This window comes from Streptomyces sp. NPDC017225 (assembly GCF_044331465.1).
GTDB lineage: Bacteria > Actinomycetota > Actinomycetes > Streptomycetales > Streptomycetaceae > Streptomyces.
Window position 1 is genome coordinate 291490 of sequence record NZ_JBIRNE010000003.1, and the last position, 11615, is coordinate 303104.

The following is an 11615-nucleotide window of genomic DNA, read 5'->3' on the forward strand; positions in this document are numbered from 1 at the left end:
CGAAACCATGCCGGTTTCCGTAACCCTGCCGGCGCTCGGCGAGAGCGTCACCGAGGGCACCGTCACCCGCTGGCTGAAGGCCGAGGGTGAGCGTGTCGAGGCCGACGAGCCGCTGCTCGAGGTCTCGACCGACAAGGTCGACACCGAGATCCCCGCCCCCGCCTCGGGCGTGCTGTCCTCCATCAAGGTGGCCGAGGACGAGACCGTCGAGGTCGGCGCCGAGCTGGCGCTGATCGACGACGGCACCGGCGCCCCGGCCGCCGAGCAGGCCCCGCAGGCCGAGCAGGTCGCCGAGCCGGCTCCCGAGCCCGCGCCGGCCGCCCCCTCCACCGAGCAGGCCGCCCCGGCGCCCGCTCCCACCGCCGAGGCCGCCGCCGGCGGCTCCGCCGAGGGCACGGACGTGGTCCTGCCCGCGCTCGGCGAGTCCGTCACCGAGGGCACCGTCACCCGCTGGCTGAAGTCGGTCGGCGACAGTGTCGAGGCCGACGAGCCGCTGCTCGAGGTGTCCACCGACAAGGTCGACACCGAGATCCCCGCTCCCGCCTCCGGCACCCTGCTGGAGATCGTGGTCGGCGAGGACGAGACCGCGGAGGTCGGCGCCAAGCTGGCCGTCATCGGTGCCGCCGGTGCCGCGCCCGCCGCCGCTCCGGCCGCCCCCGCGGCCCCGGCCCAGCCCGAGCCCACCCCGGCTCCGGCTCCGGCCGCCCCTGCCGCTCCGGCCCCGCAGGCGCCCTCGGCGCCCGCCCCGCAGCAGCAGACCACTCCGGCGCCCGACCCGGCGCCCTCCGCCCCGGTGCCCGCGCCGGCCCCGGCCGCCGCTCCGGCCGCCCCGGCCGCCGCCCAGCCGGTGGACGACGGCGCCTACGTCACCCCGCTGGTGCGCAAGCTCGCCGCCGAGAACGGCGTCGACCTGTCCACCGTCAAGGGCACCGGCGTCGGCGGCCGCATCCGCAAGCAGGATGTCACCGCCGCCGCCGAGGCCGCGAAGGCCGCCGCCCCGGCTCCGGCCGCCGCTGCCGCCGCGCCCGCCGCGAAGAAGGCCCCCGTCCTGGAGGCCTCCCCGCTGCGCGGCCAGACCGTCAAGATGCCGCGCATCCGCAAGGTCATCGGCGACAACATGGTCAAGGCGCTGCGCGAGCAGGCGCAGCTGTCGTCGGTCGTCGAGGTCGACGTCACCCGCCTGATGAAGCTGCGCGCCCGCGCCAAGGACGGCTTCGCGGCGCGTGAGGGCGTCAAGCTCTCGCCGATGCCGTTCTTCGTCAAGGCCGCGGCCCAGGCGCTGAAGGCGCACGCGCCGGTCAACGCCAAGATCAACGAGGCCGAGGGGACCATCACCTACTTCGACACCGAGAACATCGGTATCGCGGTGGACTCCGAGAAGGGCCTGATGACCCCGGTCATCAAGAACGCCGGTGACCTCAACCTGGCCGGCATTGCCAAGGCGACCGCCGACCTGGCGGGCAAGGTCCGGGCCAGCAAGATCAGCCCGGACGAGCTGGCGGGCGCGACCTTCACCATCAGCAACACCGGTTCGCGCGGCGCGCTGTTCGACACGATCATCGTGCCGCCGGGCCAGGTCGCCATCCTCGGCATCGGTGCCACGGTCAAGCGTCCGGCCGTCATCGAGACGGAGGAGGGCACGGTCATCGGCGTCCGCGACATGACGTACCTGACCCTGTCCTACGACCACCGCCTGGTGGACGGCGCCGACGCCGCCCGTTACCTGACGGCGGTCAAGGCGATCCTGGAGGCGGGCGAGTTCGAGGTCGAGCTCGGCCTGTAACCCCGCTGCCAGTGGGTCCCTACGGTGCCCCCGCCCGGAGTTCTCCGGGCGGGGGCACCGTCGTGTCCGGCCGTATGCGGCGTGTAAGTCTCGTCTCACCTGCGTGAAAGCGCCCCCGTGCGCCCTTCCCGCCCGCCGCGACGGCCGTATTGTCTAAGCGTCGAACGCCCCCGGGTCCCGCCCGTCGCCCGGCCACCACCCCTCAACGAGGCCCTACGGGCCGCTGTACTGGATCCGGGACCCTCCCGAAGGAGCTCTCATGACCGCGCCCGTCGTCCACTCGCTGCGCGAACAGATCCGCGAGCACATCCTGGAAGGGATCATCAGTGGACGCTGGCAGCCGGGCGAGCGGATCGTGGAGCGTCGGATCGCCACCGAGCTGGAGGTCAGCCAGACCCCGGTGCGGGAGGCGCTGCGGGAGCTGGAGTCGCTGCGGCTGATCGAGTCGGCGCCGAACAAGGGCGTGCGGGTGCGCAATCTGACCGCCGCCGACCTGGAGGAGAGCTACCCGGTCCGGGCCGGCCTGGAGGCGATCGCGGCCGAACTGGCGGCGGACCGGCTCGCCGAGGACTGCTCGGCCCTGGAACCGCACGTCGCCGCGCTGTACGAGGCCGACCGGGTGTCCGACGGGACGGGCCAGGTGCGGCACACGGTGGGCTTCCACCGGGAGCTGGTGCGGGCGGCCGGCAACTCGGTGCTGCTGCACACCTGGGAAGGCCTGGGTATCGAGGTGTTCACGGCGCTGTCGATACGGTGGCTGGGCACGGTGCAGCAGTCGTACGCGGAGGAGCACGAGGAGCTGGTGGCCGCCTTCCGCCGGCGCGACCCGCGCATCCCCGAGATCGTCAAGGCCCACGTCCTGGGCTGCGCGCCCCGGGCGTAGTTCGTCGCCCCCGCCGCCCGTTCCCGTCCCGACCTCGGTGGGCCGCGCCCCTCAAGGGGCGCGGGGAACCGCGATGCGCCCGCACCCGCCACACAGCCGGAACCACCCGAGCTCCACCGCGCTCACCTGCACAAACCGCCAACTTCTGGGTCACCCCGTGCCACCGCCGGAGGCACCGCGTGCCGACTTTCTCGCGGTCAAGAGGTTTTGCCCCTCAACCCTTTGATCGATCATCGATCAGCGAGTTACAGTCACGTCTGGACTCCCACCAGAGACCAGCCCTGTCCTGCCAAAGACCTAGGGCACCCCCGAACCCTTGCCGATGAGGGAACCCCCTTCGACTGAGGAAGGCGGCGACATGACCGACCCCAAAGCCATCCAGCCGAGCGAGCTCGACCAGCTCCCGGACCGCGACCCCGAGGAGACCGCCGAGTGGCGGGCCTCCCTGGACGCCGTTACCAAGGCGGCCGGGCCGCACCGTGCCGCGTACCTGATGCGCCGCACACTGGAGCGCGCCGAGGGCGCCGGCATCGCACTGCCGAAGCTCCTCGAGACGGACTACGTCAACTCCATCCCGACCGCCGACGAGCCCGCCGTGGACGGCGACGAGGCTCTGGAGCAGCGGATCACCGCCTGGAACCGCTGGAACGCGGCGGCGATGGTGACCCGCGGCAGCAAGTACGGCGTCGGCGGCCACATCGCCACCTTCGCCTCCGCGGCCTGGCTGTACGAGACCGGCTTCAACCACTTCTTCAAGGGCAAGGAGGGGGACGGCTCCGGCGACCAGCTCTACATCCAGGGCCACGCCTCCCCCGGCATCTACGCCCGCGCCTTCCTCGACGGCCGGCTGAACGAGGACCACCTCGACAACTTCCGCCGCGAGGCCGGCGGCAACGGCCTGCCGTCCTACCCGCACCCGCGCCGGCTGCCCTGGCTGTGGGAGTTCCCCACCGTCTCCATGGGCCTCGGCCCGATCTCCGCGATCTACCAGGCGCGGTTCAACCGCTACCTGACCAGCCGCGGCATCAAGGACCTGGCCAACTCCCACGTGTGGGCGTTCCTCGGCGACGGCGAGATGGACGAGCCGGAGTCCACCACCGCGCTCACCCTCGCCTCCCGCGAGGGCCTGGACAACCTGACCTTCGTCATCAACTGCAACCTGCAGCGCCTCGACGGTCCGGTCCGCGCCAACTTCAAGATCGTGCAGGAGCTGGAGGCCCAGTTCCGCGGCGCCGGCTGGAACGTCGTGAAGTCGCTGTGGGGCACGGCGTGGGACGAGCTGTTCCAGCTCGACACCACCGGCGCGCTCGTACGCCGCCTGCGCGAGGTACCGGACGCGCAGGTGCAGACGTACCAGACGCGCGACGCCGCCTACATCCGCGAGGACTTCTTCGGCAAGGACCCGGCGCTCGCCGAGATGGCGAAGCTGCTGAGCGACGACAAGATCCTCGAGTGCTTCCACTACTCGCGCGGCGGCCACGAGTCCCGCAAGGTCTACGCCGCCTACCGCGCCGCGCTCGCCCACAAGGGCGCGCCGACCGTGATCCTGGCCCAGACGGTCAAGGGTCACACCCTCGGCACCGGCTTCGCGTCCAAGAACGCCAACCACCAGATGAAGAAGCTCACGGTGGACCAGTTCAAGGACATGCGCGACCTGCTCGGCCTGCCGATCAAGGACAGCGACTTCGTCGACGGCGTGGTCCCCTACGGCCACCCGGGCGCCGACTCCCCCGAGGTCCGCTACCTCCAGGAGCGCCGCGCCGCCCTCGGCGGTCCGGCCCCGGCCCGCCGCGTGCACCCGCTGGCGCCGCTGCCCGCTCCCGCCGAGAAGACGTTCGCGTCCTTCGACAAGGGCTCCGGCTCGCAGAGCGTGGCCACCACCATGGCCTTCGTCCGCCTGGTCAAGGACCTGGTCCGCGACAAGGAGACCGGCAAGCGCTGGGTGCCGATCGTCCCCGACGAGGCGCGCACCTTCGGCATGGAGAGCCTCTTCCCGTCCCTGGGCATCTACTCGCCCAAGGGCCAGACGTACGAGCCGGTCGACCGTGACCAGCTGATGTACTACAAGGAGGCCAAGAACGGCCAGATCCTCAACGAGGGGATCACCGAGGCCGGTTCGATGGCCGACTTCATCGCCGCTTCGACGTCGTACGCGACGCACGGCGAGGCGATGATCCCGTTCTACATCTTCTACTCGATGTTCGGCTGGCAGCGCACGGCCGACCAGATGTGGCAGCTCGGCGACCAGCTCGGCCGCGGTTTCCTGGTCGGCGCGACGGCCGGCCGGACCACGCTGACCGGTGAGGGCCTCCAGCACGCGGACGGCCACTCCCCCGCCATCGCGGCGACCAACCCGGCCGCGCTGTCGTACGACCCGGCGTTCGCCTACGAGGTCGCGGCGGTCGTCAAGGACGGTCTGCGCCGGATGTACGGCGAGGCGGCCCCGGGCGAGGACCCGAACGTCTTCTACTACCTGACCGTCTACAACGAGCCGATGCCGCAGCCGGCCAAGCCGTCCGGCCCCGGTGTGGACGAGGGCATCGTCAAGGGCCTGTACCGCTTCAACACGGCGGAGTCGGCGGGTCTGGCCCCGGCCGCGAACGCCCCGCGCATCCAGCTGCTGGGTTCCGGCACGGCGATCCACTGGACGCTCAAGGCGCAGCAGCTGCTCGCCGAGGAGTGGGGCGTGGCCGCCGACGTGTGGTCCGCGACCTCCTGGACGGAGCTGCGCCGGGACGCGCTGGACGCCGACGCGGCGCTGCTGCGCGGCGAGGAGCGGGTGCCGTACGTCCGCCGGGTGCTCCAGGGCGCCGAGGGCCCGGTGCTCGCGGTCTCCGACTACATGCGCCAGGTCCCGGACCAGATCGCGCAGTGGGTCGAGCAGGACTGGTCCTCGCTGGGCGCCGACGGCTTCGGTCTGTCGGACACCCGTGAGGCCGCGCGCCGCCACTTCGGTGTCGACGCCGAGTCCATCGTCGTCGCGGCCCTGGCCCAGCTGGCCAGGCGCGGCGAGGTCAAGGCGACGGCCGTGAAGGAGGCGCGCGAGCGCTACGGCCTGTGAGGGCCGGCACGAGCTGAGAGGAGGCCCCCGCCGCGGCGGGGGCCTTCCGCGTCCTCCTGCATGATGTGGGCATGCGCGCTGCCCGCCTCATCAAGATGGTGCTGCTCCTCCAGTCCCGCCCGGCCATGACCGCCGCGGAGCTGGCCCGGGAGCTGGAGGTCTCGGAGCGGACCGTGACGCGGGACGCGCAGGCCCTGTCGGAGGCGGGCGTACCGGTGTACGCGGAGCGCGGCCGGGCCGGGGGCTACCGGCTGATCGGCGGGTACCGCACCCGGCTGACCGGGCTGGCCCGGGGCGAGGCCGAGGCGCTGTTCCTGTCCGGGGTGCCGGGGGCGCTGCGCGAGATGGGCCTTCAGGACGCGGCGTCGGCGGCCCGTCTGAAGGTGTCGGCCGCGCTGCTCCCCTCCCTCCGGGACGCCTCCCGCACGGCGGCGCAGCGGTTCCACCTGGACGCGCCGAACTGGTTCCGGGAGCCGGAGACGCCCGAGGTGCTGCCGGCGGTCGCGGACGCGGTCTGGGACGACCGGACCGTCACCGCGCGCTACCGGCGCGGGGAGGAGGAGGTCGTCCGGGAGCTGGAGCCGTACGGGCTCGTGCTGAAGGCGGGTGTCTGGTACCTGTGCGCGAGGGTCGGGCGGGCCTCGGACGACGGGTCGTTCCGCGTGTACCGCATCGACCGGTTCACGGCGGTGGCGGCGGGTGAGGAGCGCTTCGCGCGGGACGACGGCTTCGACCTGCCCGCGTTCTGGGCGGAGCGGGCCGAGCAGTTCGCGCGGTCGCTCCTGCGGGCGCGGGTCGTGGTGCGGCTGTCGGCACGGGGCGTGCGCGGGCTGCCGTACGCCGTCGACGCGCTGTCCGCCCGCCAGGCGCTGGAGTCCGCTGACGCGCCGGACGCGGACGGGTGGGTGACGGTGACGCTGCCCGTGGAGTCGCAGGAGGTCGCGCTCGTCCAGCTGAGGGGGCTCGGGCCGGAGGTGGAGGTGCTGGCGCCCGAGGCGCTGCGGGAGCGGTGCGCGCGGGACGCGCGGCGGCTGGCGCGGCTGTACGGCGACGGGCCGGAGGGCGACGAGCCGGGCGGCGACGACCTGGAGGCCGGCGAACCGGACGGCGACGAACCGGGCAGCGACGGACCCGGCCGCGACGAACCGGGCCGCGACGAACCGGACGGCGACGAACCGGTCGGCGGCGGGCCGGGCGGCGGTGCGGGCCCGTTCGGCGCATAACGATCCGCCGCACTCCGCGTGCGTCCCACCCCTCCAGGGCCGATGCTGGACCCGTGATGGACGAGACGGAGTTCTGGGAGCTGGTCGACACCACCCGGCAGGGCGCCGACGGCGATCCCGAGGACCAGGCCGACCTGCTCGTGGAGCGGCTCCTCGCGCTGGACCCGGACCTGGTGCTCGACTTCGCCCGTCACTTCGAGGCCCGCTACAACCGCGCCTGCACCTGGGACCTGTGGGGCGCCGCGTGGGTGCTGCTCGGCGGGGCGAGCGACGACGCCTTCGACTACTTCCGGTGCTGGCTGATCGGCCAGGGCCGCGAGGTGTACGAGGGCGGGGTGCACGAACCCGACTCGCTCGCCGAGCTGCTGGACGACTTCGACGAGGAGCTGGACGGCGACGGCGAGGAGCTGGGCTACGCCGCCGACGAGGCGTACGAGCAGCTGACCGGCGCTGTTGCCCCCGACCTGGGCATCGCCCCCGCGCCCTCGGAGCCGCTGGGTACTCCGGTCGACCTGGAGAACGACCGGGCCGTCGCCGAGCGGTTCCCGCGCCTGTGGGAGCGGTTCGGAAAGGACTGACGGTCAGGGCCGGGTGTCCCGGCCCTGGAGCCGGGAGGCCTCCTCCCGGATGTCGGGAAGGCGGGTGGTGAGGGCCGCGCCCGGACAGCTGGTCTGGTAGCCCTCGTCGTGGCCCGCGACGGCGGGCAGGGTGGCGGTGGCGCCGGCGGCGTACCGGCTGAGGCCGTTGCTGGAGACCAGGCTGACCTTCGCGCGCGGGTCGGTGTCGGTACCGCCGAGTTTCCAGGCGGCCAGCGCCGCGATCGCGTCGGTCAGCGCGTCGGGCACGGGCACGCCGGCGGTGAAGGTGCCCAGGGCGGCGATCCCGGTGGTGCGGTGGTTGAAGCCCTGGGTGTGGGCGCCGGTGACGGCACGGTCGATACCGCCGGCGCGGCCCTCGTAGATGGTGCCGCAGCGGTCGACGACGAAGTTGTAGCCGATGTCGTCCCAGTCCCGGGCGCCGGTCTGGCCCGAGTAGACACCGCGGAGGATGGCCGGCACGTCGGCGCAGTCGTAGCCGTTCGGCGTGTCCGTGTGGTGGACGAAGACGGCGAGCACCTTGTCGTCGTAGCGCGGGGGCGGCTGTTCGCGGACGGCGTCGCCCAGCCAGTCCGACCGGGACACGATGGGCGGCCGGGGCGCGGCGTACCGGTCGGCGGCGGGCCCGGCGTGCGTCGCGGCGGCCCGTTCCACTCCGCTCGCGCACAGCGCCAGCGCGGCGACGGCGGCCAGCCCGGGCAGACAGCCGAGCAGTACCCGTACCGCGCCCGGCACGCGGGCGGCGGCGCCCGGCTGGGGAACCGCACGCCGCTCCCGGGCCTCGCGCGGTCCTCGGAAGTCACGCATGGTCCCACTGTCCGGCGGATCGGGTGCGCCCGCGACGTGCGCTGTGCCACTCGGTGGAACCATCGCCCCGGTCCGCGACGTTTTCCGGTTGATCGCACTCGCTCGCACTCGCGCCTGCGGGCCCGGGGTCCGCAGGGGGTCCCAGAAAGGCGGTTCGCGTGGACCTGCTCGACATCCTGCTGGTGCTGGTGGTAGTCGCCTACGCGGCGTCCGGCTACCGGCGCGGACTGGTGGCCGGCTGTGTGTCGCTGGCCGGCTTCGTGGGCGGTGCGGCGGTCGGCGTGTGGATCCTGCCCTGGGTGATGGATCTGGTGACGGCCGGTTCGACGGCGGCGACGGTGACCGCCGTCCTCACGGTGCTGCTGCCGGCGGTGGCGGCCCACGAGCTGGCGGGACGGCTGGCGCTGCGGCTGCGCCGGGAGCTGGACGCCGGGCCGCTCAGGGTGGCCGACGGGATCGGCGGGGCGGTGGCCAACGCGGCGGCGGCGCTGATCGTGGCGTGGGTGGCGGCGAGTGTCCTGACGGCGTCCTCCTCCTCGCTGCTCACCTCCGCGATCCGGGACTCGACGGTGCTGGGCACGGTGCAGCGGGCGATGCCGGACACCACCCCGGCGTGGTTCTCCGGGGCGACGTCCGCGCTGACCGAGGCGGGGTTCCCGCAGGTCTTCAACCCGTTCCAGAACGAGTCGACCGCCAAGGTCCCCGAGCCCTCCGGCGACAGCGTCACGGCGGCGGCCACCAACGCGGCCAAGCGCAGCACGGTCAAGGTCGAGGGCGTCGCCGGCACCCAGGGCCGGGAGGGCAGCGGCTTCGTCTACGCGCCGGAGCACGTGATGACCAACGCCCACGTGGTGGCGGGCATCGACGACCCGACCGTGCGGGTCGGCGGGGTCGGGCCGTCGTACGAGGCGCGGGTGGTGCTGTTCGATCCGGGCAAGGACGTGGCCGTGCTGTTCGTCCCGGACCTGTCCGCTCCCGTCCTGCGGTTCGACGACGACGCGGACCGCGGCGACCCCGCGGTGGTCGCGGGCTATCCGCAGGACGGCGACCTGGACCTGCGCGCGGCGACCGTGGCGGACCGGATGCGGGCGACCGGGCAGAACATCTACAGCGACGCGAACGTCACCCGGGAGATCTACGCGATCCGCTCCACGGTCCGCCCCGGCAACTCGGGCGGACCGCTGCTGACCACCGACGGCCGGGTGTACGGCGTGGTCTTCGCCCGCTCCACCTCCGACGCCCGGACCGGTTACGTGCTGACGGCGGACGAGGTGGCCGCCGACGCGCGGCGCGCGGCGGACGCGACGGAGGCGGTGGACACGGGCGAACCGGTCACGTCTTGAGGACGGGAACGGCCGGGGACGGTCAGGGCCACCGGGACGGTCAGGGACCGACCAGTGACCGCCCCATCGTCACGTCGTCGACGTACTCGCCACCGAGGTGGAACTCCTCCGGCTGCACGCCCTCGACGACGAAGCCCTCGGACTCGTACAGCTTGCGGGCCGCGGTGTTGTGGCCGAGGACGCGCAGGGTGATGCGCCGGGCCTCCAGCCGGCGGGCCTCCTCGACGGCGGCCCGGACGAGGGCGCGGCCGACGCCGTGGCCGCGGGCCGCGTCGGCGACGGCGAGGCCGCGGATCTGGCGTACGTGGGCGTTGGACGCCAGCGGCGTGGGGAAGCCGAGGCGGACGTAGCCGACGACGGCGCCGTCGAGTTCGGCGACCAGGTGGTCGGCGGGGCCGGAGGTCTCGCGGAAGAAGGGGTCGTCCGGTTCCGGCCGGGGCGATACGGCGTGCAGGTAGGACCAGGTCTCGTGGTCGAGCCTGCGCAGCGGCTGCTCGTCGTCGGACCTGGCGCGGCGTATGTGCGGAGCTGGCATGACGATCACTGTACGACGCGGTACCGGGGGTCCGGTCCGGGGTTTTCCGGGGTCCACCCGGCAGGATGGACGCATGGACGATGGACGCTTGGGCGGGGAAGCCTCCCGCATCGCGGTGGCCGGCGCATCCGGTGTCATCGGCAGCGCGCTGGTGCGGTCCCTGACCGCCGACGGGCACGAGGTGGTGCGCCTGGTACGCCACGCGCCCCGGGGGAAGGACGAGGTCCGGTGGGATCCGGAGTCCGGACGCGTGGACGCGGCGGGACTCGCCGGGTGCGACGCGGTGGTCAACCTGGCCGGGGCCGGGGTGGGCGACCGGCGCTGGACCGACGCGTACAAGACGCGCATCCGCGACAGCCGGGTGCACGGCACGGCGGCGCTCGCGGAGGCCGTCGCCTCGCTGGAGCGGCGTCCCCAGGTCTTCGTGAACGGCAGCGCGATCGGCTTCTACGGGGAGACCGGCCACCGGGCCGTCGACGAGAGCGCGCCCGCCGGAGAGGGTTTCCTGCCGTCCGTGTGCCTGGAGTGGGAGGCCGCCGCGGCCCCCGCCCGGGAGGCGGGCGTACGGACGGTGTTCGCGCGGACCGGGCTGGTCGTCGCCCGCCGGGGCGGGGCCTGGGGCCGGCTCTTCCCGCTCTTCCGGGCGGGGCTCGGCGGACGGCTGGGCGACGGCTCCCAGTACTGGTCCTTCGTGGCGCTGCACGACGAGGTGGCGGCGATCCGGCACCTGCTGGACCGCGAGGACCTGTCCGGCCCGTTCAACCTGACCGCCCCGCACCCGCGGACGAACCGTGAGATCACCGCGGCCATGGCACGCGTACTGCGCCGCCCGGCCCCCTTCGCGGTACCCGCCCCCGTCCTGCGCGCGGCGCTCGGCGAGATGGCCGGCGACGTCCTGGGCAGCGCCCGGGTTCTTCCCACCCGCCTGCTGGACTCGGGCTTCCGCTTCGCGTTCCCGGAGATCGACGGGGCGATCCGGGCGGCGCTGTGAGGTGAGGCCGGTCGGTCGGTCCGGGGCGAGCCGGGACCGTCGGTCCGAAGCCGCCCGGACCGTGGGACCGAAGCCGCCCGGACCGTGGGACCGAAGCCGCCCGGACCGTGGGACCGAAGCCGCCCGGACCGTGGGACCGGAGCCGCCGGCCCCCGTGGGCGGGGGCGGCGGCCACGGCCGTGCTGTGAGCCCGACAGACCCCGCGAGCCCCGCAGACCCCGTGGGCCCCGCAGGCCCCCTCCGGGCCCCCTTGGCCCCGTAGACCCGGCGCGCGCGCCGCACTCCGTGCGTGACCGTTCCGCGACACCTTCCGCCCCTTTCCAACCGCGTGCCGACCACCTGACGGCCATACGGCACCCGCATGCGACCGGCGTGCGACCGTGCCCTGTCTCC

General features: G+C 73.8%; 8 protein-coding genes and 1 pseudogene. 7 read left to right on the plus strand and 2 right to left on the minus strand.

All coding sequences use genetic code 11. The annotated features are described in order from the left end of the window. The first annotated feature begins 7 nt into the window (after nt 1–7). The 5 genes and pseudogenes from sucB to ACH4NX_RS08565 all read left to right on the plus strand — a co-directional run bounded on the left by sucB (nt 8) and on the right by ACH4NX_RS08565 (nt 7528). Entirely contained in the window at nt 8–1783 is a 1776-nt protein-coding gene (sucB, locus tag ACH4NX_RS08545) for a 2-oxoglutarate dehydrogenase, E2 component, dihydrolipoamide succinyltransferase (protein WP_351392375.1), read from the plus strand. Between the two features lie 259 nt (nt 1784–2042). After that, nucleotides 2043–2666 (plus strand): GntR family transcriptional regulator, encoded by a 624-nt coding sequence (locus ACH4NX_RS08550; protein WP_279563748.1) that lies wholly within the window; start codon nt 2043–2045, stop codon nt 2664–2666. A 358-nt stretch (nt 2667–3024) separates the two neighbouring features. Continuing rightward, the gene (gene aceE / locus ACH4NX_RS08555; RefSeq protein ID WP_351392377.1) at nt 3025–5727 is read left to right on the plus strand and encodes a pyruvate dehydrogenase (acetyl-transferring), homodimeric type; all 2703 of its coding nucleotides are present in this window, start codon (nt 3025–3027) and stop codon (nt 5725–5727) included. Between the two features lie 71 nt (nt 5728–5798). Beyond that, nucleotides 5799–6776: pseudogene (locus tag ACH4NX_RS08560) on the plus strand (helix-turn-helix transcriptional regulator); the annotation flags it as partial. A 230-nt stretch (nt 6777–7006) separates the two neighbouring features. Next, nucleotides 7007–7528, plus strand: a complete 522-nt coding sequence (locus tag ACH4NX_RS08565; RefSeq protein WP_351392522.1) for a DUF4240 domain-containing protein — start codon at nt 7007–7009, stop codon at nt 7526–7528. Between the two features lie 3 nt (nt 7529–7531). Here ACH4NX_RS08565 and ACH4NX_RS08570 read toward each other — a convergent pair whose 3' ends face one another. Then, nucleotides 7532–8416, minus strand: coding sequence for a peptidoglycan recognition protein (locus ACH4NX_RS08570; RefSeq protein ID WP_398127748.1), 885 nt, complete (start codon nt 8414–8416; stop codon nt 7532–7534). A gap of 95 nt (nt 8417–8511) precedes the next feature. Between ACH4NX_RS08570 and ACH4NX_RS08575 the strand changes: the two genes are divergently transcribed. After that, nucleotides 8512–9696, plus strand: a complete 1185-nt coding sequence (locus ACH4NX_RS08575) for a MarP family serine protease (RefSeq protein WP_398127749.1) — start codon at nt 8512–8514, stop codon at nt 9694–9696. Nucleotides 9697–9736: 40 nt separating this feature from the next. On the opposite strand, the gene ACH4NX_RS08580 is transcribed toward ACH4NX_RS08575, so the two are convergent. Further along, nucleotides 9737–10231: a GNAT family N-acetyltransferase gene (locus ACH4NX_RS08580; RefSeq protein ID WP_351392385.1), complete on the minus strand. Its 495-nt coding sequence runs from the start codon at nt 10229–10231 to the stop codon at nt 9737–9739. 73 nt (nt 10232–10304) lie between these two features. Between ACH4NX_RS08580 and ACH4NX_RS08585 the strand changes: the two genes are divergently transcribed. After that, nucleotides 10305–11222, plus strand: coding sequence for a TIGR01777 family oxidoreductase (locus ACH4NX_RS08585; protein ID WP_398127750.1), 918 nt, complete (start codon nt 10305–10307; stop codon nt 11220–11222). Nucleotides 11223–11615 lie beyond the last annotated feature (393 nt).